The 23,089-nt window shown below is 57.1% G+C and carries 24 protein-coding genes, 1 tRNA gene and 1 pseudogene; 14 read left to right on the top strand and 12 right to left on the bottom strand.

Going from position 1 to position 23,089, the window contains the following annotated elements:
• Nucleotides 1-91: 91 nt before the first annotated feature.
• The 4 genes from EDC30_RS15620 to EDC30_RS15635 form a co-directional block, all read right to left on the bottom strand.
• On the bottom strand, nt 92-589 hold the full coding sequence (locus EDC30_RS15620; protein WP_132259790.1) for a heme-degrading domain-containing protein: 498 nt from the start codon (nt 587-589) through the stop codon (nt 92-94).
• Nucleotides 590-751: 162 nt separating this feature from the next.
• The gene (locus EDC30_RS15625) at nt 752-1,696 is read right to left on the bottom strand and encodes a glycosyltransferase family 4 protein (protein WP_132259791.1); all 945 of its coding nucleotides are present in this window, start codon (nt 1,694-1,696) and stop codon (nt 752-754) included.
• 58 nt (nt 1,697-1,754) lie between these two features.
• Nucleotides 1,755-2,921 carry a glycosyltransferase family 2 protein gene (locus EDC30_RS15630; protein WP_243656812.1) on the bottom strand — a complete coding sequence of 389 codons (1,167 nt, stop codon included), beginning with the start codon at nt 2,919-2,921 and terminating at the stop codon, nt 1,755-1,757.
• Between the two features lie 134 nt (nt 2,922-3,055).
• Nucleotides 3,056-4,843: an ABCB family ABC transporter ATP-binding protein/permease gene (locus EDC30_RS15635; RefSeq protein ID WP_132259792.1), complete on the bottom strand. Its 1,788-nt coding sequence runs from the start codon at nt 4,841-4,843 to the stop codon at nt 3,056-3,058.
• A 403-nt stretch (nt 4,844-5,246) separates the two neighbouring features.
• On the opposite strand from EDC30_RS15635, the gene EDC30_RS15640 reads away from it, so the two are divergent.
• The 5 genes and pseudogenes from EDC30_RS15640 to EDC30_RS15660 all read left to right on the top strand — a co-directional run.
• Nucleotides 5,247-6,962: a carbamoyltransferase family protein gene (locus EDC30_RS15640; protein WP_243656813.1), complete on the top strand. Its 1,716-nt coding sequence runs from the start codon at nt 5,247-5,249 to the stop codon at nt 6,960-6,962.
• A gap of 4 nt (nt 6,963-6,966) precedes the next feature.
• Entirely contained in the window at nt 6,967-8,103 is a 1,137-nt protein-coding gene (locus EDC30_RS15645; protein ID WP_165973851.1) for a glycosyltransferase family 9 protein, read from the top strand.
• Nucleotides 8,104-8,110: 7 nt separating this feature from the next.
• Complete coding sequence (locus EDC30_RS15650; RefSeq protein WP_207907304.1) at nt 8,111-9,079, top strand: UDP-glucuronic acid decarboxylase family protein; 969 nt, start codon at nt 8,111-8,113, stop codon at nt 9,077-9,079.
• A gap of 345 nt (nt 9,080-9,424) precedes the next feature.
• The gene (locus EDC30_RS15655; protein ID WP_132259795.1) at nt 9,425-9,844 is read left to right on the top strand and encodes a BON domain-containing protein; all 420 of its coding nucleotides are present in this window, start codon (nt 9,425-9,427) and stop codon (nt 9,842-9,844) included.
• Between the two features lie 190 nt (nt 9,845-10,034).
• A pseudogene (locus tag EDC30_RS15660) lies at nt 10,035-11,054 on the top strand (sigma-54 interaction domain-containing protein); the annotation flags it as partial.
• Nucleotides 11,055-11,323: 269 nt separating this feature from the next.
• Here EDC30_RS15660 and EDC30_RS15665 read toward each other — a convergent pair.
• On the bottom strand, nt 11,324-11,701 hold the full coding sequence (locus tag EDC30_RS15665) for a hypothetical protein (protein WP_132259797.1): 378 nt from the start codon (nt 11,699-11,701) through the stop codon (nt 11,324-11,326).
• Nucleotides 11,702-12,005: 304 nt separating this feature from the next.
• On the opposite strand from EDC30_RS15665, the gene EDC30_RS15670 reads away from it, so the two are divergent.
• The 3 genes from EDC30_RS15670 (at nt 12,006) to EDC30_RS15680 (ending at nt 14,242) form a co-directional block, all read left to right on the top strand.
• Nucleotides 12,006-12,605: a hypothetical protein gene (locus EDC30_RS15670; protein WP_165973852.1), complete on the top strand. Its 600-nt coding sequence runs from the start codon at nt 12,006-12,008 to the stop codon at nt 12,603-12,605.
• A 204-nt stretch (nt 12,606-12,809) separates the two neighbouring features.
• Nucleotides 12,810-13,739, top strand: a complete 930-nt coding sequence (locus tag EDC30_RS15675) for an ATP-binding protein (protein WP_132259799.1) — start codon at nt 12,810-12,812, stop codon at nt 13,737-13,739.
• A complete protein-coding gene (locus EDC30_RS15680) occupies nt 13,736-14,242 on the top strand; it encodes a siphovirus Gp157 family protein (protein ID WP_132259800.1) in 507 nt (168 codons plus the stop codon). Before EDC30_RS15675 ends, EDC30_RS15680 begins: the two co-directional genes overlap by 4 nt.
• 42 nt (nt 14,243-14,284) lie before the next feature.
• Here EDC30_RS15680 and EDC30_RS15685 read toward each other — a convergent pair whose 3' ends face one another.
• Nucleotides 14,285-15,418 (bottom strand): glycosyltransferase family 2 protein, encoded by a 1,134-nt coding sequence (locus EDC30_RS15685; RefSeq protein ID WP_132259801.1) that lies wholly within the window; start codon nt 15,416-15,418, stop codon nt 14,285-14,287.
• Nucleotides 15,419-15,616: 198 nt separating this feature from the next.
• Here EDC30_RS15685 and EDC30_RS15690 point away from each other — a divergent pair, with 198 nt between their 5' ends.
• The 6 genes from EDC30_RS15690 to EDC30_RS15715 all read left to right on the top strand — a co-directional run bounded on the left by EDC30_RS15690 (nt 15,617) and on the right by EDC30_RS15715 (nt 20,511).
• A complete protein-coding gene (locus EDC30_RS15690) occupies nt 15,617-16,711 on the top strand; it encodes an Hsp20 family protein (protein WP_132259802.1) in 1,095 nt (364 codons plus the stop codon).
• A 102-nt stretch (nt 16,712-16,813) separates the two neighbouring features.
• Complete coding sequence (locus EDC30_RS15695) at nt 16,814-17,107, top strand: hypothetical protein (RefSeq protein ID WP_132259803.1); 294 nt, start codon at nt 16,814-16,816, stop codon at nt 17,105-17,107.
• A 238-nt stretch (nt 17,108-17,345) separates the two neighbouring features.
• Complete coding sequence (locus tag EDC30_RS15700; RefSeq protein ID WP_165973853.1) at nt 17,346-18,407, top strand: glycosyltransferase family 9 protein; 1,062 nt, start codon at nt 17,346-17,348, stop codon at nt 18,405-18,407.
• 45 nt (nt 18,408-18,452) lie between these two features.
• Nucleotides 18,453-18,734, top strand: a complete 282-nt coding sequence (locus EDC30_RS15705) for a hypothetical protein (protein WP_132259805.1) — start codon at nt 18,453-18,455, stop codon at nt 18,732-18,734.
• 183 nt (nt 18,735-18,917) lie between these two features.
• Nucleotides 18,918-19,643 carry a phosphoribosyltransferase gene (locus tag EDC30_RS15710; RefSeq protein WP_132259806.1) on the top strand — a complete coding sequence of 242 codons (726 nt, stop codon included), beginning with the start codon at nt 18,918-18,920 and terminating at the stop codon, nt 19,641-19,643.
• 103 nt (nt 19,644-19,746) lie between these two features.
• Complete coding sequence (locus tag EDC30_RS15715; RefSeq protein ID WP_132259807.1) at nt 19,747-20,511, top strand: hypothetical protein; 765 nt, start codon at nt 19,747-19,749, stop codon at nt 20,509-20,511.
• Between the two features lie 155 nt (nt 20,512-20,666).
• Here EDC30_RS15715 and EDC30_RS15720 read toward each other — a convergent pair whose 3' ends face one another.
• The 6 genes from EDC30_RS15720 to EDC30_RS15745 all read right to left on the bottom strand — a co-directional run bounded on the left by EDC30_RS15720 (nt 20,667) and on the right by EDC30_RS15745 (nt 23,084).
• Nucleotides 20,667-20,810, bottom strand: a complete 144-nt coding sequence (locus EDC30_RS15720; RefSeq protein ID WP_132259808.1) for an entericidin A/B family lipoprotein — start codon at nt 20,808-20,810, stop codon at nt 20,667-20,669.
• Between the two features lie 103 nt (nt 20,811-20,913).
• Nucleotides 20,914-21,294, bottom strand: coding sequence for a hypothetical protein (locus EDC30_RS15725; protein ID WP_132259809.1), 381 nt, complete (start codon nt 21,292-21,294; stop codon nt 20,914-20,916).
• A complete protein-coding gene (locus EDC30_RS15730) occupies nt 21,291-21,656 on the bottom strand; it encodes a phage holin family protein (protein ID WP_132259810.1) in 366 nt (121 codons plus the stop codon). Before EDC30_RS15730 ends, EDC30_RS15725 begins: the two co-directional genes overlap by 4 nt.
• 26 nt (nt 21,657-21,682) lie before the next feature.
• Nucleotides 21,683-22,111, bottom strand: coding sequence for an ElaB/YgaM/YqjD family protein (locus EDC30_RS15735; protein WP_132259811.1), 429 nt, complete (start codon nt 22,109-22,111; stop codon nt 21,683-21,685).
• Between the two features lie 193 nt (nt 22,112-22,304).
• Nucleotides 22,305-22,859 carry a DUF1269 domain-containing protein gene (locus EDC30_RS15740; protein WP_132259812.1) on the bottom strand — a complete coding sequence of 185 codons (555 nt, stop codon included), beginning with the start codon at nt 22,857-22,859 and terminating at the stop codon, nt 22,305-22,307.
• A 150-nt stretch (nt 22,860-23,009) separates the two neighbouring features.
• Nucleotides 23,010-23,084 (bottom strand) — tRNA-Thr (locus EDC30_RS15745).
• Between the last annotated feature and the right edge of the window lie 5 nt (nt 23,085-23,089).

Consider the following 23,089-nt stretch of genomic DNA (forward strand, 5'->3'; position numbering starts at 1 on the left):
ACCTTTATTCGACCATTTTTATTCGACGATTGTTTGGCGGCCTGCCAATGCCAACAGGACGGCTCGCAGCAATGCCGGTCTCGCGGCAGAATCAATCCTTTGGAATGAACAGGTTGTCGCGGCGCGCGGCATGCGCCTGCACCTTCGACAATGCGCGCAACCACATGGCGATGGTGCCCGCGACGGCTTCGTCGAACCATGGGTGAAGGCCGCTCACGCCGACCACGATGCCATCCATGGCGACGCTGCCCCACAGGAGCGTGTCGCCTGCGCCAAGCAGATGCGGATACAGCTCCTGCACGGCATGGCTGTTCATGCCGGTTTTCCAGGCTACCTGCGCTTTGGCGCGCGCAAAGGCGGCGTAGTCGGCATCCCAGCGCTCGCGGTCGCCGATGGCGTGCTCATACAAGATGGCTTCCTCGAAACTTGCCAATTGCGGCGGACGCCCCGGGTCCATCACGACGATGTATAAAAAGCCGCTGTCGCCCACTTTTTTATCCTTCATCGCCTCGGTTATGGTAGGCAGGCTGTAGCGAACCGCGGCTTCGGCAGTGGCACGATCGATGAAATGGCTGGCTGATGCTGACATGGCGTCTCCCGAAGATCAAGAAGCGAAAATAGTCGATAGAAAATCAAGGATCATTAACCGGTACGGTTGCGCCACCGGTACAGGAATTCACCGGGCTGCGAATCTGTATAAAACCAGGCGGGATTCCTGCCTTGTTCATCGGTGAATGTTCCTAACTGCAGCCTAAGCTGCAACCAGCTTCAGCGCGGCATTCCAGTCGGCGACGAAGCGCTCGATGTGAAAGCGCTCCATGGCGCATCGGCGCGCCGCCTCTCCCATGGTGCGCGCCAGCTTCGGGTCTGCCAGCAGCAACTTCATTTGCCCGGTCAGCTTGCCGACATCCGTGTTGACGAAGCCCGATACGCCGTTGTCGATCACCGTCGCCATTTCCGTGGTCGCCAGGCCGACGATCGGCATGCCGACCATCATGGCTTCGATGACCGCCAGCCCCAGGCTGGTGTAGCGGATGGGATTGAAGAAGAACCGGTATTGCGCGGAAAATGCCGGCAATTGGGCATGCAGCACTTCGCCGATTCCTCCCGCTTCCTCGGCGCCCATTCCCACCAGGTCAAGCGACACCTGCTCGCGCACCTGCTGAAAGATATCGCCGCCGAGCCGGCGGCCACGTCGCGCGATATTGTTGACGACCACAATGCCGCGCTCGAGATGGCCCTGGTAGCTTACGCCTTGCGGCGGCAATACCCCATGTTCAATCACGCGCGTCCTGATGCCGGGGCCATGCCACATCAAGGCATTGAAGTGCGTGACATGGACCAGCAGCACGGCGGGATCGTCAACCGGATGGCGCATGTCGGTCGGATGCTCGCGCGGCGTATCGTGCTCGATGTAGATGCGCGGCAGGCGGCGCTGCGCCGCGTTGAGGTACTGATGCTGGTCTTCCAGGTACTGATGGTCGTCCTGGAAAATGATGCAGTCGAACTCCTGTTGCGCGACTTCCTCAAGCGGCAGATCATGCACGTTATCGCCCCAGGGGATATGCCCGCAGCGCCCGCCGTAACCGGGAGGACGTCCGGGCTTGGACACGACGAAGAAGTCGTGCGGCGCCTGGGTGAGGTAGTACAGATAGCTGCCGTGGGTATGCCACGTCAGGATTTTCATTCTCCGCATATCATGCTCCGGCATGGAAATGGTGGATGTCGAGGCAACTGGCGGCTTCCAGGCGAAATCATGCGAAACCGACCCGAAAGCGAATCACCCCCACCAGCCGCCAGAACACGGCCAGGGGAGGAATAAGGACGGAGGTCACCATCATTTCCATGACGTGTGACGGCGTCAGGATCGTGCCGCGCAACCGTTGCAGGCAAAACCGCCCGGTGAGCGCAAGCCAGCCGAGACCGGCTGCGAGACCCAGCCATGAATTGCCGGCCAGCGGCGCCACGACCATCATGAGCAGGAAAATGACGATGGCATAGTAATCCCAGCGCGCCCTGGCGCGGATCTTCTTGCGGTACAGGTCGCGGTGCTTCTTGAATAGCAAGGCATCGAACTGCACCTTCTTTTGCTGCGACAGGCTTACGCCCCAGCGGGCCGGGCGGATGGGATGCTCCACCACTGCCTGCGGCACATGGGCGATCGCGATATCGGCTTGCAGCAGGCGGAAGTACAGGTCCGCATCCTCCCGCCAAGCGAGCTGGAATCGCTCGTCGAAGCCGCCCAGTTCTTCCAGCACATGTTTCAGGCAAAAGCAGTTCGCCGTGACGAATTCGGCAGTCTCCAGACCCTTGGCATCGCGTTCGTAATCGGTCGGCGTGCCGCTGAATGGCATCACGATTCTTCCCCAGGCCGCCTGCACATTGCCATCGAACGCAGCCAGACCGTTGGCCAGCCAGTCGCGATAGGGAATGGTGTCGTCGTCGGTGAAGGCGATGACTGCGCCGCTTGCGCTCTGCCAGCCGCGATTGCGCGCGGCGGCGGGGCCATGCGGCCCTTCCGAGGGAATGTAGATCACGCGCGGCCCGGTGACCTTCAGCTGGTTGATCCATTTTTCCGCCACATCCCGCGTGGCCTGATGCGGGCCGTCGTCGACGACGATGATTTCGAAGCGAGTGGCATCGAATACTTGCGCGGCAAGGGCGCGCAGGCACCGCTCCAGCAAGTCCGGCCTGTTGTATGTCGGCACGACCACGGAAATCTGCGTATTGCCCGCGCCGGGACGGATGGGCGACACGCTGCCGGGGTCGTGAGCGGCTCTACTATGCTCTTGAAAATTTTTCCGATTGCCTGCGCGGAGCCTGGCTTCATTGCCAGCCGGATTGGGCGGAGCATCCTTTCTGAGGTTCAGCAAATCAAGAAAACTTTTGTACATCCCGGCGGTTTTCGACATGGAAGCCATTCGTTTATTCCTTCCTGCGCAAGAAAGAAATCATTTGCCTGAAAACTGGCACTCGCGAGTCAACGCAAAACCTCGGGAATGATGCAATTCGCATTCCATCGCCGCTTTTGAGGAAACTCAAATCGAGAAAGCCTTCAGGCTTTTTCAAGAGGAAGGCCGTGCTCCTGCAGATACCATAGACGCGCATAGGCGCCGTTCTGCTGCAAGAGCGAAGCGTGGGTGCCTCGTTCGACGATATGCCCATGGTCCATGACGATGATTTGGTCGGCCCCGACGATCGTCGACAGGCGGTGCGCGATGACGAGCGTGGTGCGGTTGCGCGCCAGCCGGTCCAGTTCGGCCTGGATGGCCCGTTCGGATTCGAGATCGAGCGCCGACGTGGCTTCGTCGAAGATCAGGATGGGCGGATTTTTCAGAATGGCCCGTGCCAGCGCGATGCGCTGTTTCTCGCCGCCGGAGATCTTGACGCCGCGTTCGCCGACTGGCGTATCGTATCCCTGCGGCTGGGCACTGATGAAGTCATGGATTTGCGCCGCCTTTGCCGCGGCAATCACTTCGCTGCGCGCCGCTGTAGGGCGGCCATAGGCGATGTTGTAGGCAATGGTATCGTTGAACAGGATCGTATCCTGCGGCACCACGCCGATCATGTGGCGCAGGCTGGCGGTATTGACGTTGCGGATATCCTGTCCATCGATCCTGATGCTGCCGGCGCCGACATCGTAGAAACGCAGCAGCAGGCGCGCCAGTGTCGATTTGCCGGAACCGCTGCCGCCTACGACGGCGATGGTCGTGCCCGCCGGGATGGTGAAGCTGACGTCATGCAGGATGGGGCGGCCCGGATCGTACTGGAAGGCGACATGCTCGAAAGTGATTTCCGCCTTGCGAAGCTGCAGATCGGGCAAGCCCGGCGGCTCCACGACATCCGGTTTCTCGCGTAAAAGCTCAAGCAGCTTTTCGGCATTGATCAGCGCGTCGCGTACTTCGCGATAGACAAAGCCCAGTGCATTCAGCGGAAGGCAGATTTGAATCACATACGCATTGATCAGCACGAGGTCGCCTACCGTCATCTGTTGCGTGGCCACGCCTTGCCCGGCTAGCAGCATGACGGACGCCACGCCGATGGCGATGATGCCGCTCTGGCCGACGTGCAGGATGAAGAGAGCCTTCTGATTCGAGACGGCGGCATCCGCCCAGCGTCCCATGATGCGCTCGAAACGCCGGGCTTCCAGCGACTCGTTGGTGAAATACTTGACCGCGTCTGCGTTCATCAGGCTGTCTGCCAGGCGGTTCTTGGCGGTGGTGTCGAGCCGGTTGACGCGCCGCTGGAATATGGCCCGCCGCTGCGTGAACGACAAGGTAAAGCCGGTATACAGGAGAAAGGTGACGGCAATGATGGCCGTGAACCAGACGCTGTAGTTCGCCAGCATGATGACGAGCACCATCCCGATCTCGATCAAGGTCGGCACCAGGGTGAACAGGCCCACGCCGAGCAGAAACGAAATGCCGGCAGTGCCGCGATCGATATTGGGCAAGAGGCCACCCAGCTGGCGACGTGCATGGAAGCTCGCTCCCAGTTCATGCAGATGATTGAAAGTCTTTTGCGCAAATTCCGCCACCGTGTGCTGGGTCACGCGCGAAAAAAATAGGTCGCGCAATTCGGTAAACAAGGTGCTCGAAAAGCGCAGGATGGCGTAGCCGGAAAGCATGAGTATCGGCAGGGTATGGATCGTTTCCGGCCGCGACAAATGATCGACGATACGTTTGAGCATCAGCGGGACGCCGACGGTCGCCACTTTAGCCATGATCAGGAATACCAGGGCAAATATCACGCGCCCGCGATATAACGCGATCACGTTCCACAAGCTACGCATGATATTCGGCCCCTGCTCAGGATGGTCGATGCTTTTGTTTGGCTGATCCATGGAAATTCAGGTGACTGATCGATAGGTGAAGCTTGCTAAGCAATTTTCATGCAGTGTTTTAACTTGCGATGGTAAGCACTACTTGACGCTGCAATATTTACATAGTGAAGGCCTGTGCTAAACGAGTAGAGCTAAGAGAACTTCGCATGCATTACGTTCGATCTCTCATTTGCATTAATTTTTTTCAAGTCTTTTTCGGATATGCGTTCCTATAGTTCTTGCACAGGTGTTTTGCAATAACTGCTGCTCACGTTGTTCGGATGAGCGCCAGTCGCGCGGTGGCTGGTCCGGATCAGGTCACGGTCCTAACTAATGCCGGCGAAAAAATATCGAAATGGCGGGTACATCAATTGCTTTACCGGGAGGTCTCTACAGACAGGATGTCGACTTACCGGAGGTCTATGTGTACACCTTAGGGATCAATGCCGCATATCATGATTCGGCTGCCTGCCTCGTGCAGGACGGCATCGTACTGGCAGCCGTGGAAGATGAGCGCTTTACTCGTGTGAAGCATGGCAAGCGGCCAGTGCCGTTCACGACGTGGGAATTGCCCTTCCATGCAATCGACTACTGCCTGAAAGAAGCGAGGATCGAATTGAAGGATGTGGACCATGTCGCCTATTCATATCAGCCGAACCTGTTGCTGGGCGAGTGGGCAGGCGCCGAGACCATCACCTTGCCGCTGGAGCCGTCGCGTCATCAGTCCGACTGGCTATCTCCCTGGGACCCTCTTTTCCTGTCTTCGATCGTCAATGCGCCGCGCCAACTGGCCAGCGGCGCACCGCATCATTTGAAGAAGCGCTTCAAGGGCGTGCGGCACGATGGGCCGTACCGCTGGCACTTCGTCGAACACCATCTTTCCCATGAGGCCAGCGCATTCCTGGCCGCACCCTTCGACGACTGCGCAGTGCTGACCATGGACGGGCGCGGCGAACAGGCCACCACCAGCTTCGGCCGCTACGCGGGTGGCGAGTACCAACGCATCAAGCAGGTCAACTTGCCGCATTCGCTCGGTCTCGTGTACGAAGCCGTCACCAGCCATCTCGGATTCCTGCATTCCTCGGACGAATACAAGGTGATGGCGCTGGCATCCTACGGCAAACCGGTATACGCGCCGCTGTTCCGCGAAATCATCACCTACAAGGGCGCAGGCGAATACGAAGTCCAACCGGTGCAGTGGGAAGAGCTGCTGGGACCGGCGCGCGAACGCGGCTCGGAGCTGACGCAAAACCACATGGATATCGCGCACTCCCTGCAGGTGGTGCTGGAAGAAACCGTGCTGAAAATGGCGAACTGGCTGCAGCAGGAAACCGGCATGAAAAAACTCGCGATGGCGGGCGGCGTTGCTCTCAATTGCGTCATGAATGCGCGCTTGCGTGACCGCTCGGCGTTCGATGAAGTGTGGGTCCAGCCGGCAGCGGGCGATGCCGGCACGGCGCTTGGCGCGGCGTTACGGATCGATGCGCAGGAACGTCAAGACCGCCGCCGCTACTGGCAAATGGACCATGCCTTTCTCGGCCCCGCCTATGGCGACGATGAAATCGAAGCGTTCCTGAAACAGGCCAAGCTGCGCTATCGCCGCGTGGACAATATTGCCGAGGCGGCGGCGGAACTGCTCGCGCAGAACAAGGTCATAGGCTGGTTCCAGGGGCGCATGGAATTCGGCCCGCGTGCGCTGGGGGCGCGCTCGATCCTGGCATCGCCCGTCAAGCCGGAAATGCAGGCGCACCTCAACCTGATCAAGGATCGCGAAGACTTCCGCCCGGTCGCGCCGGTCGTGTTGGAAGAAGAAGTCGACAAGTGGTTCGTCAACGGCGGCGTGGCGCCTTTCATGGTGTTTGTGTATGACGTGATACCGTCCAAGGCGGATGCCATCCCGGCCGTGCGCCATGTCGACGGCACGGCGCGCGTGCAGACGATCAACCGCGACCAGCATCCGCTCTATTACGATCTGTTGCGCACGTTTGCGCGGAAGACGGATGTGCCTGTCCTGATCAATACTTCCTTCAATACGCGCGGAGAACCGGTGGTGTGCACGCCGCGTGATGCGGTCGAGTCCTACCTGACCACGCCGCTCGATGCGCTGGCGATCGGCTCGTTCATCCTGGAGAAAAATTGACGCCATGGACGAGGTCGTCAATTTTCCGCGACTTGGGGCTGGACACCATATTCTGTCCGGCCTGGAAAGTTGCTGCCGCATCGGCGTGTTTCGCGCGCTGCAGCTTGGCGACATGCTGTGCGTGGTGCCGGCGCTGCGCGCCTTGCGGCAGGCAGCGCCGGATGCGCATATTTCCCTCATTGGCTTGCCGTGGGCGGAAAGCTTTGCCAGAAGATTTCATCGGTATATCGACAGCTTTTTCAGTTTTCCCGGCTATCCCGGCTTGCCCGAGCATCCAGTCGAACTGAGCCGTATCCCCGGCTTCATGTTCGTGATGCAGGAGCAGCGCTTCGATGTCCTGCTGCAGTTGCACGGCAGTGGCGTACTGACCAATCCGCTTGTGGCCAGCTTTGGCGCTGCGCGGACCGCCGGCTTTTTCACAGAAGGTAATTTCTGCCCGGACGCCCGCTACTTCATGCCATGGGAAGAGAAGCAGCATGAAATCAGGCGCAACCTGCAACTACTTTCCTGGCTGGGTTTACCTGCCGAAGACGATGAGCTGGAATTTCCGCTCGAAGAAAAGGATTGGCGCCGCTTGCATGAATGCGGCGAAAAATTGCCGCCGCCGGGAAGCTACGTCTGCATTCATCCCGGTGCACGCATGCCATCCCGCCGCTGGCCTGCCGAGCGCTTCGCGGCAGTGGCGGACCGCCTGCGCCGGGAAGGGCTGGCAGTCGTGCTGACCGGCGCCAAGGAAGAAAGCGAACTGGTCCAGTCAGTCGAGCGCGCCATGCATGCGAAGCCGATCAACCTGTGCGGCAGAACCGATCTCGGTGCTTTCGCTGCACTGGTGGCGGAAGCGAGGCTGGTAGTTTGCAATGATACCGGCACTTCGCATATCGCCACGGCAGTGAAAACGCCGAGCGTGGTCATCAGTTGCGGTTCGGACTCCAGGCGATGGGCACCGCTCGATTCGCGCCGCCACCGGACGCTGGCCGCCGACGTGCCTTGTCGTCCATGCATGCACCAGGTCTGCCCGATCGGACATTTATGCGCCGATCAAATTGATGCTGAAGCCGTGTATCGGGAAGTTTGCCTGGTACTGAGCGATAACGCCAGAACTGACTTGCCTGCCGGTCCATTCACCCATATTTCGAGATGAGGTAGCCATGAGAGAATTGCATAGCAAGCGGATACTCGTCACTGGCGGCGCCGGGTTCTTAGGTTCCCACTTGTGTGAATTCCTGCTGGCCAAAGGGCATGACGTGCTATGCGTGGATAATTTTTATACAGGTACAAAAGCCAATATCGCCCATCTGTTCGGCAATCCGCGCTTTGAATTCCTGCGCCATGACATTACCTTTCCGCTCTATGTGGAAGTGGATGAGATCTACAACCTTGCCTGTCCGGCGTCGCCGATCCACTACCAGTTTGATCCTGTACAGACCACGAAGACCAGCGTGCATGGCGCGATCAACATGCTCGGACTTGCCAAGCGCGTGAAAGCGAAGATTCTGCAGGCGTCCACCAGCGAAGTCTATGGCGATCCCCAGGCGCACCCGCAAACCGAAAACTACTGGGGGCACGTGAATCCGATCGGCCTGCGGTCCTGCTACGATGAAGGCAAGCGGTGCGCGGAAACGCTGTTCATGGACTATCGCAGGCAGCATAACCTGCGAGTGAAAGTCGCCCGCATATTCAATACCTATGGCCCGCGCATGCATCCGAACGACGGACGCGTGGTATCCAATTTCGTCATCCAGGCATTGGCCGGAAAGCCGATAACGATATACGGCGATGGCAAGCAGACGCGGTCGTTCTGCTACGTCGACGACATGATTCGCGCATTCCATGCATTGATGAATACGCCGGATGATTTCACCGGACCCGTGAATGTCGGCAATCCTGGCGAATACACCATGCTGGAACTGGCCGAGCGTATCATTGCCTTGACGGAGTCGTCTTCGCGTCTGGAATTCAAGCCGATTCCAAGCGACGATCCGGTCAGGCGCCGACCCGATATCACGCTGGCGCGGGAAAAGCTGAAATGGGAACCGGCAGTCGGGCTCGAAGATGGATTGCGGCAAACGATCGACTACTTTCGCCACGCGATGCGGAATGAAAGTGCAACGGCTTAACATTCCCTGATTAAACACAGACGCGCTTCTCAACACACTTCGATCAAGACAAGCATTTTGGCTTATACCGACAATGTGATCCCTCCAAAAAGAACGCCTTGAGAAATACGTTCGCCGCTTGACCTGCCTCACGAGAGTGACAGCAGGCTTATCGCACTATGTATCGTGAACTGTCACAAAATGTGACAGGGCAGATATGCCTCTTTTTTCTATTCTTAAAGTAAGACTTGCTTGATTGTGTTGAATTTCGCTAATGACTCGCAGTTGCTCGAATGAATTGTTAAAGAACTTATTAATTCTCATAGAGTCTAGCAAGCACCTTTAGCAAACGTATAAGGATAGAGAATGACGAAAGCCATCGACTTGTTGAAAACCTCGGTAGTCTTACTCTTTGTCGGTGTGGCACTGACAGCTTGCGAGCGGCGTGCCGCCGATGATACGACCTCACAATCCTCCGGCGCACAGTCCGCGCGCCTTGAGTCCGCCGGTTCCTCTTCACGATCCGACAGTGGCTCGGAAGCCAGTTCTACTCTGCAACGAGCCGAGCGCGCAGTCGATGATTCGGTTCTTACCACGAAGGCCAAGTCCGCCTTGTTGGCCGATACGACCGTGAAAGGCAGCGAGGTCAATGTCGAGACGAACAAGGGTGTCGTGACGTTGAGTGGCGCGGTGGAAAACGAGCGTCAACGAGAACGCGTGGCAAGTATCGTCAGAGGAATTGATGGCGTGAAAAGCGTGGAAAACAAAATGACGCTGAAGAAGTAGGCTGTTGCGGAAGTAAGCTGCTGCGGCAATCGGGCAGGGTAAATTTTCTGTCCGTCCTTAACACTGGAAAATACGCGATATGTCGAATGCACTGGCAGTGGATGACGTTAACCCGATCAATGCTCCCGTTGAACATGTGGAACCGGTCAAGCCTTTGAATCATGATACGGACACGGCTCTGCAGGAAATGAGGGGGGGCGGCCATTTCGGCTTGATGATGGGTGCGGCACCTGCCATGCAGAAGCTTTATCACCATATCGCCCGCGTCGCGCCTACCGATGCGACCGTGTTATTGCTTGGGGAAAGCGGCACGGGAAAGGAACTTGCCGCCCAGTCGATCCACGCCTTCAGCCTGCGGCAGAAGCAGCCATTCATCGCTGTGAATTGCGGTGCTATTTCGCCGCAACTCATCGAGAGTGAAATCTTCGGGCATGAAAAAGGCAGCTTTACCGGCGCGGAAAGGCAGCACAAGGGATATTTCGAGCGTGCGAACGGCGGCACATTATTCCTGGACGAGATTACCGAAATGCCGATCGACCTCCAGGTCAAGCTGTTGCGCGTGCTGGAGAGCGGATCGTTCATGCGCATCGGCAGCGCGCAGGAAATCGCCTGCGACGTGCGCGTGATCGCGGCCAGCAATCGCGATCCGGAACAGGCTGTAGCGGAAGGCAAGTTGCGCCTGGACTTATATCACCGCCTCAATGTTTTTCCAATCTATATCCCGCCTTTGCGTGAACGTGGCGAAGACGTGGCGCTTCTCGCGCAGTATTTTCTCGACGAGTTGAACGCGGCGCATGGCACCGCAAAGATTCTTACGCCGGACGCCTTGAACAATCTGGCCGAGCGCAAATGGCCAGGTAACGTCCGTGAATTGCGTAATCATGTTCAGCGTGCGTACATCCTCGCTGACCAGGTAATCAGCGTGAGTACCCTGGCGCCTGACTTCGAAGAATCTCCGTCAGCAAAGGGCATGACGCTCGCTGTTCCTGTCGGGACTTCGCTTGCGGAAGTGGATCGGCAAATTATCTTTGCCACGCTCAAGCTATGTGATGGCGTGAAAAAGCGTGCCGCCGCAATTCTCGGCATCAGCCTCAAAACGCTGTACAACCGCCTGGAAGAATATGGCATGCCGGATCGCTCCGGCGAACTGGACGAGATTGCTCCCATCCCCATTCTGGAAGAAAAGAATATTCAGAATCTGCGCTCCTGATCAGCTTTTACCGCACTGTTGTTCCAGCCATTACTGCCTGAAAAATACTGTATGCCCATACAGATAAAAGCTACTTTTATGGTATGATTTTAGAGTTCGAATAGGTGTATGCCTAAAGTCGGCAAGCTTGGATTACCGAGCTGAATTGCAGAAAAACAAGCTTATTTTTTGCTAATACGACGCGCTAATGCGGCGCTTCGTTGTTTGAAGCAAGCTGAGGAACAATTGTTTTTGTTATCAGATCAATCGATGAAGGAAAGGCAAACAGCTTATTCGGCTTCGATGAATTGCTGCTGGAAGTAACGCATCAGCTGTTCCCGCGCTTCGACGGGGTGGGCACGGAAAAAGGTGAGTGCTGTGGCGATGAAGAGTTTTTCCTTGTCGTCCAGAGGTACGGTATAGGGTTCGTGTTCTCTGTCCATCCAGCCGTGGGTCAGCCTGAGACGTTTTTCTATTGTGCGGGCGAGATTGGCACCAATGTTCTTGCGGTTGCACTTGATATGGCTGAGGTAGCGCTCGGAAAGCTGCAGGCGATTGGCGAATGCTTTTAGCATGCCGCGTCTTGGCTCGTCCGGATGCTTGTTTATGAAATCGTTGAATAATTTCATAAAGTTCCGATGACGAATTTGTGCGCTATCCAAAGCCATGAAGCATCCTATACGGCTGAATGTCCGGCAGCTGCCTTGAAGCGGCAATAGCACTCCTGCCTTACATTCAAAGCATTTTCCAATTTACAAGAATGTGCATATTTTAACTGCTTAACGCTTTTTTATGTTGATAATCCACAACCAAATTGGTAGTGCGTTGAAATGGTGATGTAAATCTGCCACGAGCATGGCCGGCTTGTATTTTGCATGGAAATGCTACCTGTGGTTTTTGCTGAAGCTTGATGTTGGCGTGTTTAATTTTTGAAGGTAAATCAATATGCGACGCACTTCTACAGTAGGTCAAATGCCGGCACGTCGGCCTGTCGTGATGCCTCCACGGGATCTCGAAGGCGCAATCGCCGCGACTTCGGAGCTTTGCGGGCATCCTTTGTCGCCTTCGGCCGTCGCGCTGCTTGCCAAGGACCTGGAGAAACTTGACCGCTCCAGCGTGCTGAAGGCGCTGGCGCGCTGCCGCATGGAGCTTCATGGCTCCCTCAATATCGGCGAAATCCTGGTGCGGATCGATGATGGCCGGCCGGATGCCGACGAGGCCTGGGCGATGCTGCCGGCCACGGAAGCCAATTCCGTGGTGTGGACGGATGAGATGGCGCAATCGTGGGTCAAGGTGCAGCCGCTTCTGCAAAAAGGTGAGCTGGTATTGGCGCGCCGCCTCTTCGAGGAAAGCTATACGCATGCTGTCCTGATCGCCCGCTGCAAGCGCGAAAAAGTGGTCTGGACGCCGTCGCTGGGAAGCGATCCGCAGGAGCGTGAAATGGTCTTGCAAGATGCCTTGGAGAAGGAACGATTACCCGTTTCTTATGTCAAAGAATTGCTACCTTATCGGTCGTTGTCAACACACTCCAGCCACCTGCTTGCGCAAATACGGCTAAAAAAAATTCCATAAAAACGAATTTTTATCGGCACAAGACTGGCAGGAAAAGCTACCAAAATTGTCGTATTGAGTTGTCTTAACTTAGGGCGCGGAATCGCCACCATATTAACCATGGATGACCATCAGGATTATGGAGATGGCGGTTTGCAATGGTTCGCGCAAATTGGCCGTCTTGAGCAGATTGAAGACGAAAACTTTGAAAGGAAATGTCGCATCATGAGCGAATTCGAAATTCATCGCGCAACCAAGCGCCGCGCCAAACTGCGCCTGGGTATGTCGGGGCCGGCAGGCAGCGGTAAAACGTATTCCGCCTTGTTGATCGCTTCCGGCCTGGGAGGCCGGGTCGGCATGATCGATACCGAGCATGGCAGCGGCGATCTCTATGCCGACCTGCTCCCTGAGGGATATGACGTGCTGCGCCTGGCGCCGCCGTTTACGCCGGGCCGTTATATCGAAGCCATTCGCGCGCTCGAACAGGCCGGCGTGACGACGATCATCATCGACAGCCTCACGCATGCCTGGAGCGGCGAGGGCGGTTCGCTGGACCGCCAGGGCAAGATCGCCGACCGTTCCGGCAATTCGTGGCAGGCATGGCGCCAGGTGACGCCCGAGCATAACGCGCTGGTGGAAGCCTTGCTGCAAAGTCGCTGCCACATCATCGCGACCATGCGCGCCAAGACCGAGTATGTGCAGGAAAAGGATGAGCGTACCGGCAAGAGCGTGGTGCGCAAGATCGGCCTGGCGCCCATCATGCGCGACGGGATCGATTACGAGTTCACCATCTTCATGGAGCTCGACGCCCAGCACAATGCCTATGTCGGCAAGGATCGCACGCGCCTCTTCGATGGCCAGATCATCCGGCCCGATGTCGACACCGGCCGCCAGTTGCTGGCATGGTTGCAGTCCGGCGAGGAAGAACCGGCTGCCACGCCGCCTGCGCTGAGCGAGCAGCAGAAGAAGGAGTTGGCCGATTCGATCAGCGGTGCGCGCGACCTGGATGAGCTGTATCGGGTATTTGCATCGGCATACCGTACCGCCAATGCGGTCCCGGATCAGGCCGCGCTGCTGGAGCTGACGCGTTTGAAGGATGAACGCAAGGCCGCGCTGGAATCCGCCGAGGATCTGATCTATGGAGCCCATGCATGAAACCGGTATTCGAGGCCTTTGAGCTAGCGGCGGAATATCGCCGCCTGGCAGAGTTCCTGACCGAGCAGCACGACGATCCGCAAGTTATCCGCGATACGCTGGAAAGCGAATCGGGGCCGCTGGACGAGCACCTGGAAAACCTGGCGAAGATGGTGCGCAACCTGGAGACGGCGGACATCGGCATCGTGAAGACCATGGAAGACCTCGCCGCCCGCCATGCCACGTTGCAAAAGGCGGCGGAGCGCGGGCGCAAGCTGATCCTGGATCTGATGCAGCGGGCGCAGCGGGAGCGCGTGACCACCGCGCTGTTTTCGCTCGCCGTCAAGAAAAACCCGCCGGCCGTGGTGATCGATTCGGAATCCGAGCTGCCTGTGGAATTCATGCATCAACCGGAGCCGCCTCGTCCCGTGCCGGACAAAAAGGCGATCGCGATGGCGTTCAAATCCGGACGGGAAGTGCCGGGCGCGCATTGCGAACAGGCGGTGCGTCTCGATATCCGGTGATGAAAATTGGCGAGGCCGGACTCAACTGCCACAGATCCGGCCTTATATAAAACCTACCCGAAAGCGCAGCGCGCCGACGATGCGCCAGAATACCGCGAGCGGCGGCAGCAGCAGCGATGTCACCAGAACATCGGAGATATTGAAGAGCGACTTGGCTGTGCCGCGCAGCCGCTGCAGGAAGATGTACGCGCTCGTCATGCCCCAGCAAAATGCCGCGAACATCGCGACCGGCAGGTTATGCGTCAGCATCGCCGCGATCAGAAACAGCAATGCCGCAACACTGATGTGGTAATGCCACGGCAAAGGCGCGGCAATCTTTTCGCGATACAGATGGGGATGCTTTTTACGCAATAGCGCATCGAACTGCAAATTCTTTTGTTCCCACAGACTGGCGCCCCACGGCACCGATCCAACCGGGTGTTCCACCACGGCCAATGGCGCATCGGCGATGACTGCCTCGGCCTGCAACAGGCGGAAATAGAGATCGGCATCTTCACGCCCGGCTGCGCCGAATCGCTCATCGAACCCGCCAAGGTCTTCCAGCACCCGTTTCAGGAAAAAGCAATTGACGCTGGCGAATTCCGCCTGCTCCAGCTTCATTAATGTATCTTCGTTCGATGTCGGCAATCCGGCTGTCGGCATGATGACGCGTCCACGTGCGGCTTGCGCCACGCCATCGAACGCTTGCAATCCCTGCGCAAGCCAGTCGCGGCAGGGGATCATGTCTTCTTCGGTGAACGCCACCAGCGTGCCGCGCGCGATATGCCAGCCATGATTGCGGGCAGTGCCGGGACTGTCGCGACTTTCCACAGGCAGGTAAATGATGCAGGGGCCATTGCCTGGCCTGGTCAGGTAATGTTCCACCACCTTGCGGCTGGTGCTGCTGGGCGCGGTATCCACCACAATGATTTCGTAGCGCATCGGCGACAGCGTCTGTCGCATCAGGGCAGCCAGACAGCGGTTCAGCAATCCGGGGCGGCCACGTGCCGGCAATACCACCGACATGAGAATGCCATGCATGCGCGATTTCCAGATCGGCTGAATGCGCTTTGCATGTTCAGGTTCAGGTTGGATGACCGGCAGTGCGCCGTCAAGCAAAGCCCGATTGATGCCAGGGTGTTTGCTGGCTTGATGGGTACAACAGGAATTCTTGGGAAAAGCAATAATTTTTGCCATTGGCTATTTCCGTCCCCAAATGTTTTCGTTTATTTGCCGCGCTTACACAAGCTCCTAACGCAATTCCCGTTCCATCTTTCTTCCGAATCGAGCTTACTAAACGATTGACATGTGATTCAGTCTAATGTTCGCGATGAAAAGCATTTACTGCTGCTGATCTGATGAAGGTGAAGCACATCAGGATATGAGGAGAAAGCAATGACCACAGTCGAACGTTCCATTGAAGTGAATGTGCCGATAAGCGTTGCATATCGGAAGCTCAATGAATTCGAAGAATTCCCGCGATTCATGAAAGGGGTCCATTCCGTTCACCAGCTTGACGAATCTCATTTGCACTGGCGCGCGGAAAAAGGTGGGAAAGAAATGGAATGGGATGCAGAAATTACCGAAAACATTCCGGAAAAGTGTATTGCCTGGCGCAATACGAGCGGTCCGAAAAATGAGGGGCGGGTGGAGTTCCATGTCATCGATCAGGAGAAGACCCGGATCTCTCTGCACATGGAAGCCGATGAGGAATCGCTGCGGCATCCGTTTTCCATCTACAGCGATTCGCCCCAGGATGACGGCGACCTGGCGCGTTTCAAGAAAATGGTGGAAAGCCAGTCGAAGAGCGCATCCGTCAATATCAGCGCAGACGGGACGCCAGCCTCGGCTTCCGCAGCGGCTCGGGAAAGCGGCATGTCCGGTGCGGACACGCGAAGTGCTGTCGGCGCGTCCCACTCCTCAGGTATGTCAGGTTCAGGTGCATCAGGTGCGGGAACTGCGTCATCCACAAGCGAGCACAAGACCGCTCAAGGCAGCGCGAGTACCGCGCGCCAGACTTCCGGCATGCCGCAGTCATGGGACGATCCTTTGCGAATCGTGCGCAAGATGGGTGAAGAAATGGAACAATTTCTGGGACGGTGGATCAGTCCTGGAGGAAGCATGCGAAAAAGTGTGCTGCCATTGTCGCGCACGGCTGGCGAATGGACGCCCCCGGTGGATATTGAGCAGCACGATGGCCAGGTGCATATCTGTGCCGACCTGCCGGGTGTGAGCAAGGAAGACGTGCAGATTGAAATCGTGCGCGGCCAGTTATTGATCGAGGGAGAACGGCGCGGAGGACTGGGGCGGCATCGCCAGGAATATCGCCAAGCCGAGTGCAACCGGGGTCACTTCTACCGGTCGATTCCCTTGCCGGAAGGCGCCGATCCTGATTCGGCAAAAGCGTCGATGCACGATGGCGTGCTCGACATTACGCTGCAGGTCGCCAGCATTCCGAATCATGCGCGACGCCTGAATATTCAGGGCTGAGTGCTTGTCGCGGCAATGTCGGCATGAGGCTGACAGTGCTGCGCTGACATGGAGTTTTGCTTTGCATGCTCAGGGCGGCACAAACGAAAAGGAATGAAAAGGATGTCAGAAGCAATAGGGTGGGCAAGCGCATTGGTCCTGGCGTTAACGATTTCGTCGCAGGTCTATACGCAATGGCGCAGCAAGAGTTGCGCGGGCGTATCCGGCTGGCTGTTCATCGGGCAGATCATGGCATCGATCGGCTTCGTCGTGTACAGCTACATGCTGGATAGCTGGGTATTCGTCTGGACCAATACCTTCAACCTGGTCGCCGCACTGGTCGGGCAATCGATCTACATGCGCAACAAGCGGGGCAGCCAGCTAGCCATTTCTCCTCGCACGAAACGAGCCAGTTAAAGAAAGTGGCGAGAGAATTTTTTACCGGCGCTCCTGTAGCAATTACCGGCAAGCTCCCGTTTGCTTGGCCAGAATCAAACGCGCAAAGTACATCAGCATCCCTGCATGATTGAATACTGATATAGATACAAAAGCAGTTTGCGGGAAACGAAACTGCACTGTTGGCACGCCGCTAAGATGAATGCATCAGCCCCATGCCGAGCTAGCGAATATCGGCAACCCTTGGGAGTCAATTTGCATGAATCCAGTGAGCCTGCCATTTCGTTTGCTCGATGCTTGCGCCTCGACGGCGCGGCCAAAAATCGCCGTGTTTCGCGCCATGCATCTGGGCGAAATGTTGTGTGCCGTGCCGGCATTGCGCGCATTGCGACAGGCAATACCTTCGGCGCATATCACGCTCATCGGCTTGCCCTGGGCGGCCAGTTTCGCCCGGCGCTTTTCACACTATATTGATGCGCATGTCGACTTCCCTGGTTTCCCCGGCTTGCCGGGGCAATCCGTGGATCTGGCGCGCATCCCCACGTTCATGGCCGCCATGCAGGCGGAGCGTTTCGATTGCGTGCTGCAAATCCACGGCAGCGGAGGCCTGAGCAATCCCATTGTTCGCACCTTCGGCGCAGCGAGGAATGCAGGCTTTTACCGGCAGGGCGAGTATTGCCCTGATCCGCTGCACTTCATGCCCTGGGACGAGAATTGCCATGACATCCTGCGGCTCGCCCGCCTGATGAATTTTCTCGGCATTCCGATGAACAGCCATGACATGGAATTCCCTGTCACCGATGCAGACCGGCATGCCTTGCGGGCCTGTCTGCCGGAGCCTCCACAACCCGGCAGCTATGTCTGCATCCATCCCGGTGCGCGCATGCCGGCGCTGCGCTGGCCCCCGCAAGACTTCGCGCGGATTGCCGATACCTTGCATGACGCCGGGCTGCAGGTCGTGCTGGTCGGCTCGGCGCTGGAGACTGCGATCGCGTCCACCGTTCAGCAACATATGCATGCGCCGGCGCTCAACCTGGTCGGCAAGCTTGGCGTCGGCGCATTTTCCGCATTGCTGTCGCAAGCGCGGCTGGTTGTTTGCAACGATACGGGCATTGCCCATATCGCCGCTGCCTTGCAGATCCCTAGCGTTGCGCTGTGCTGCGGCAGCGGCGCGCGCCGCTGGGCGCCCCTTGACCGACACCGCCATCGCAGCGTGCATGTGGCTTCCACCGAGAATAAACAGCGGCCGGAACTGGTGCGCGAGCGCGTGCTGACGACAGTGCGCGCCTTGCTCGCCGATACGGGCATGCCGTTTGCATAAATGCCAAGTGTTCTGATCGCAGACGAATTCTCAACGGGGAAGATCATGGAAAACCGCGTTCCGCAGATCCTTGCCGTACGAAACATGAAAAGAGGTGGGCGGCTTGTGCTGGCGGCTACATTACTGCTGTTTCTCGGCGCATGTGACCGGCCCGGCACACCGCCATCTCCTATCGATCCGGCGAAGCCGAAAATGAAAGCGAAAGCGGTGCAGCCGGTGCAGGATGTGCATACTGCCATCTTCAATTATGCAAGGCCGGCAAAAAAAACTTCTTCAGCCATCGAGCCGCCTCCGGAAATCGGCACTCGCGGCCGTTTACAAGTGTAATTCCGCTTTATCCCCTGAATGAGATTCGTATGCTGCCGTCGTGCGGCATGCGAACCCCGACGCTGCAAAAGTGTCGAAATTTGCAAACCTGGAAAACAATACACAGGGACAAAATTACGCGTGCCCGGTTAAATCGTTTTCCCAATTTTGCAGACACTTAACTGCGTTGCGGGACTTCCCATCATGGAACCATTTCACAACCGATTGCAGGCAGGCCAGCTGCTATCCCAGCAGCTGAAAGAATATGCCGGTCGACAAGATGCGGTGGTCGTGGCACTGCCGCGCGGCGGTGTGCCGGTAGGCTTTGCGATTGCATCGCGTCTTGAATGTCCGCTCGATGTGATGCCCGTTGCCAAGCTTGGTGTCCCCGGACATGACGGTGTCGCGCTTGGCGCGATAAGTAGCCGAGGCGTATGCGTCTTGCGTCCGGAAACGATTTCATTGATGGATATTGCCCCGGATGCCATCGAAGCGATAGCGCAACGGGAATTGACAGCAATGAAGCAGCGTGAACGATCCTATCGTGCCGTGCGTCCTCCTCTCGATCTGAAGGACAAGGTGGTGATCGTTGCCGATGACGGGTTGGCGAGCGGTGCGACGATGCTGGCCGCGACCAGGGCCTTGCGGCATGAGCAGCCGGCGCAGATCATCGTGGCCGTGCCGGTAGCCAGCGCCGACAGCATCACCGAATTGCGAACGGAAGTGCAAAACGTCGTTTGCTTGATGGTGCCGGATTGGCTCACTTCCGTGGATCAATGGTATGAGGATTCCGCTCCCGTGGAAGATGCCAAGGTCATGGAGTATTTGCGGGAAATGTCGCATGGATATGTCGCCGCCAGAAACAATTCCCATGCAGCCGGATCGATGCAGAAGCCACCACAAGGTGGTACGGCGAACAGACTGTATTAGCCGGATACTGTTGGATGCATGAATGAATCTTCGCGGCTTGCCCGTCGGCGCTTGGCCGGCATTGGGCAGGTAAATTTTTTGTTGTTGTGCAGGAGGATAAGTCATGAAATCATGTAGCACCTTGCTTGTCGCGCTGGGCCTTGTTTCATCCACCGTCCTGGCGCAGTCTGTCCAGTCAGTCCCGCAGCAGCCTTCATCAGGCGGCATGTCGGAATCGGGAACCGCGACGCCACCTGCAGGCGCAGGGCAATATCCGCCGCCAACCATGGGAAGCGGTTCACAGGTTCCATCAGGCAGCGAGAACGGTGGAGGAGATTCGTCTGGAGCAAGCGGTATGCAGACCTCGACTTCCGGCGGCGGTGGTCAACTGATTACGCCCGATATCGCGCAGTCGCGTCCTGCAAGCAGTTCATCAAGTGTCGCTGTTACGCCGCGTACCGAAAATGGCGTGACTTACATGTGCGGCGGCGTGGGAGAGGATGAAACTGCCTACATGAAGCAAGCTGCGGCCAAGGATTACGATCTGATGATGACCTTCGCCGAGAAAACCGGATCCTATGTGGCAAATGTCGATGTATCGATCGTGGATGCGCGTGGCCGTACAGTACTGGAAACCAAGTGTGACGGGCCGATTCTTCTTGTCGATTTGCCGTCCGGCGGCAATTATCGTATTCATGCCGAATCCGGTGGCAGGACGATTGACCGATCTGCTGCCGTCAAAGCTGGAAAAGGTCATGCGCGCCCGGTCACGTTTGTCTGGCCATCGCACTCGTCCGCCACGTCATCGACGGGAAGCGATGCGGGAAGCAGGGAAAGCTACGGCACCGACAGCTATCGTTCGGAAAGGTATGGCAGGGATAAAGAGTGAATCGAGCTTGAATGGCTAAGCAGATTGAAGATGGGCGTTGTCAGAAGGGGTTAACACTTTACTCTTTCATCGAAGTATTCATTCCTCATTTACGCTAAATATAAAAACGTGCCAACTCGCATTGGCACGTTTTTATTTGCCAGCGTTATGCGGCGTTACTTTCTGGCGTCGTCGCTACCGCGTTGAATCTTTTCACCGCCACGCTCTACGTCCTGGCCGAACCCCTTCATCGTATTGCATGCGGTCATTCCAGCTGTAAAAGTGAGCACACTCAAAATAAGCAGCAATCGCTTTGCCATATAGGCCTCCTGTCTATTGGATTAAAAAACATAGCTAGAAGCATGTTTCCATGCCTGGTGTAGCCAACTGATACCGAATCGTAATCGAGCGGTGCAAAGGCGTTTATCGGCGCCGCCGTTGTCCCGCAGCGCGGGCTAGCATGGCGACAATGCCGATCGCTGCCTGGATGGTCTGGTGATTGCGTGAAAACGCTTTCGCAGCCGTCCCTCCTTTGCGCACGACGGTTCGTGCCGCCTGGCGCGGGCGGCGTTGCGTCGCTAGAATTGCGGCTGCCACGCCGGCCAGCATCAGATAGGGATGGTCGCGAATCCAGCTTATCGTTTTACTTTTAGGGAAAGCGTTGGCAGGTGGCGGCGGCTTTACCTCGACAATGGGCTCTTCCTGGCCCAACAGCATACGTTGATAAGCCCCGCGGCTAGCCTGCATCCTGGCCAGCAGGGCTTCTTTTTCGTCAGTTAGGGATACGCGCTGGTGCCGGTTCACAGACTCTCCTTCAAAGCCTTGTAATCGCGTTGCAGTTCATTTTTTACAGTGTTGATTGCCGACTCGGCATGGTAGTTCTTGGCGAAATAGACGCAGCCTCCGGCAATAAGAAAGTACAGGGCCACGACCAGCCAGGCCGCCTCGGTACGGTAATCGGTATCCCAGGCAGACACGATGATGGCCGCGCCAATGAAGATCACGGCCAGAACCGCAAAGAACGCGGCGAGTACGTAGGCGGCGACGAGCATGCCGACGCCACGCCCTTGCAATTTCATTTCGATGCGGAGCAGTTCCTTGTAATCCTGTATCCGGTTCAATGCAATTGCATAGAGCTTTCTGGATTTGCGTAAGGTATTTAGCATGGGACGTTAATTATCCGTAGGTTTGCTTAATGGCGCTTGAAGAGCATGCCCAGCATCATGCCGACGCCGGTTGCGACCGCGACCGATTGCAGCGGTTTTTCACGGACGTAGCCGCTGGTGACATCCATGCCGCGGTTGAGTTGCTGTTTCCCCTGTGCCGCCACGTTGCGCGCGGAGGAACGCAAAGAACTGAACTTGCCCATCAGGCGCGAATATTCCTGGCGCAGCTCGGTCTCGGACAAATTGGTTGCGCGCGACAGCAGGGTATCGAGATCGCTTTTCAGATTGCTCAGCTCCGTGCGCAATGCCGAGCTGGTGGATTGACTGCGGCTGCTTGTCTGGTATGCGCTGCTCAAGGTGGTATCGTCGGTGACATCGTCCAGATTGCTGCTCAACTGGGATGAAGTCATGTCGCTGGAAGTCGTGGAAGAAGACGATGGGTAAGTAGGATTCATGGAAGCACTCCTATTGCACTCTTTAAAGGAAACAACTTTTCAGGAGCAGCGCGAATCGGAAAGTCCGTCATCAGAGTCAAGACCCGATGTGTCTCACCGACCGTGCGCCGAACTAACGATATCGCCAACTGCGCATCACTACGCTACCGTGCATTCATTACAACGTTTTTTATCGACGTTATCTTGCGCTTTATCAGGGAGGCGCAGATTGCGCGCCCCTTTGTGCATCGGGCATGACGGAGTACGTACCTTCAACAAGCGGGCCTTCGCCATTTAGTGCAAGTTGTAATTGATTTTCGGCGTCGTGCGTCAGGGATGTGCGCAGCACGGTGCCGCCGAAGCGTGACAATTCCTGAATGACCTTGTCCGGCGTATAGCGTCGGGCGAGGATGAAAAGTGCGGAACTGTTCGGGCGCAGTTCCGCTGCCAGGTCTTTCATGAAGTCATCATCGATGCCGTAGTCGGTGAGGGCGCCGGTCAGCGCGCCGCTGCCGGCGCCGATCGCTGCGCCGAGCAAGGGGTTCATGAAAATCAAACCGATCAGCGCACCCCAGAACGTTCCTGATACGGCGCCAATCGCGGGGATGTTGACGGATTGATGCAGGCGAATCTTGCCGTCACTGTCTTTGGTGACATAGGCGGCATCTTCGAGATCGATGAGATATTCGTTCTGGAGCCGGCGCATGGCGTTGAGTACGTCCGCTGCCTTGTACGGATCTGGATAGGCAACTGAAATCAATTCGGGCATAAGACAGGCTCCATGACAGTTATCAGATTTTTAGTCTGCGCCTGGCGAGTGGAGTTCCTGTTGGGATGGGGAAAGCCGTTTAGCGCAGCCCGCGAGACTACGCATGTGAATCCGGCTATTACCGGCTTCGAGAAGAACTGGAGAAGATGGTGGTGCCCATGGGCAGGATTGAACTGCCGACCTCTCCCTTACCAAGGGAGTGCTCTGCCACTGAGCTACATGGGCCGATG

The organism is Paucimonas lemoignei (assembly GCF_004342585.1).
Taxonomy (GTDB): Bacteria; Pseudomonadota; Gammaproteobacteria; order Burkholderiales; family Burkholderiaceae_D; genus Paucimonas; species Paucimonas lemoignei.

What these genes read in the sequence shown, in the direction of transcription:
- EDC30_RS15625 (WP_132259791.1), bottom strand. Translation starts at nt 1,696, where the DNA reads ATGCGGAGAATGAAAATCCTGACGTGGCATACCCACGGCAGCTATCTG.
- EDC30_RS15670 (WP_165973852.1), top strand. Translation starts at nt 12,006, where the DNA reads ATGCCGGCACGTCGGCCTGTCGTGATGCCTCCACGGGATCTCGAAGGC.
- EDC30_RS15735 (WP_132259811.1), bottom strand. Translation starts at nt 22,111, where the DNA reads ATGAATCCTACTTACCCATCGTCTTCTTCCACGACTTCCAGCGACATG.
- EDC30_RS15665 (WP_132259797.1), bottom strand. Translation starts at nt 11,701, where the DNA reads ATGGCTTTGGATAGCGCACAAATTCGTCATCGGAACTTTATGAAATTA.
- EDC30_RS15690 (WP_132259802.1), top strand. Translation starts at nt 15,617, where the DNA reads ATGACCACAGTCGAACGTTCCATTGAAGTGAATGTGCCGATAAGCGTT.
- EDC30_RS15685 (WP_132259801.1), bottom strand. Translation starts at nt 15,418, where the DNA reads ATGGCAAAAATTATTGCTTTTCCCAAGAATTCCTGTTGTACCCATCAA.
- EDC30_RS15650 (WP_207907304.1), top strand. Translation starts at nt 8,111, where the DNA reads ATGAGAGAATTGCATAGCAAGCGGATACTCGTCACTGGCGGCGCCGGG.
- EDC30_RS15695 (WP_132259803.1), top strand. Translation starts at nt 16,814, where the DNA reads ATGTCAGAAGCAATAGGGTGGGCAAGCGCATTGGTCCTGGCGTTAACG.
- EDC30_RS15710 (WP_132259806.1), top strand. Translation starts at nt 18,918, where the DNA reads ATGGAACCATTTCACAACCGATTGCAGGCAGGCCAGCTGCTATCCCAG.
- EDC30_RS15645 (WP_165973851.1), top strand. Translation starts at nt 6,967, where the DNA reads ATGGACGAGGTCGTCAATTTTCCGCGACTTGGGGCTGGACACCATATT.
- EDC30_RS15730 (WP_132259810.1), bottom strand. Translation starts at nt 21,656, where the DNA reads ATGCTAAATACCTTACGCAAATCCAGAAAGCTCTATGCAATTGCATTG.
- EDC30_RS15700 (WP_165973853.1), top strand. Translation starts at nt 17,346, where the DNA reads ATGAATCCAGTGAGCCTGCCATTTCGTTTGCTCGATGCTTGCGCCTCG.
- EDC30_RS15740 (WP_132259812.1), bottom strand. Translation starts at nt 22,859, where the DNA reads ATGCCCGAATTGATTTCAGTTGCCTATCCAGATCCGTACAAGGCAGCG.
- EDC30_RS15635 (WP_132259792.1), bottom strand. Translation starts at nt 4,843, where the DNA reads ATGGATCAGCCAAACAAAAGCATCGACCATCCTGAGCAGGGGCCGAAT.
- EDC30_RS15675 (WP_132259799.1), top strand. Translation starts at nt 12,810, where the DNA reads ATGAGCGAATTCGAAATTCATCGCGCAACCAAGCGCCGCGCCAAACTG.
- EDC30_RS15705 (WP_132259805.1), top strand. Translation starts at nt 18,453, where the DNA reads ATGGAAAACCGCGTTCCGCAGATCCTTGCCGTACGAAACATGAAAAGA.
- EDC30_RS15720 (WP_132259808.1), bottom strand. Translation starts at nt 20,810, where the DNA reads ATGGCAAAGCGATTGCTGCTTATTTTGAGTGTGCTCACTTTTACAGCT.
- EDC30_RS15655 (WP_132259795.1), top strand. Translation starts at nt 9,425, where the DNA reads ATGACGAAAGCCATCGACTTGTTGAAAACCTCGGTAGTCTTACTCTTT.
- EDC30_RS15715 (WP_132259807.1), top strand. Translation starts at nt 19,747, where the DNA reads ATGAAATCATGTAGCACCTTGCTTGTCGCGCTGGGCCTTGTTTCATCC.
- EDC30_RS15630 (WP_243656812.1), bottom strand. Translation starts at nt 2,921, where the DNA reads ATGGCTTCCATGTCGAAAACCGCCGGGATGTACAAAAGTTTTCTTGAT.
- EDC30_RS15620 (WP_132259790.1), bottom strand. Translation starts at nt 589, where the DNA reads ATGTCAGCATCAGCCAGCCATTTCATCGATCGTGCCACTGCCGAAGCC.
- EDC30_RS15680 (WP_132259800.1), top strand. Translation starts at nt 13,736, where the DNA reads ATGAAACCGGTATTCGAGGCCTTTGAGCTAGCGGCGGAATATCGCCGC.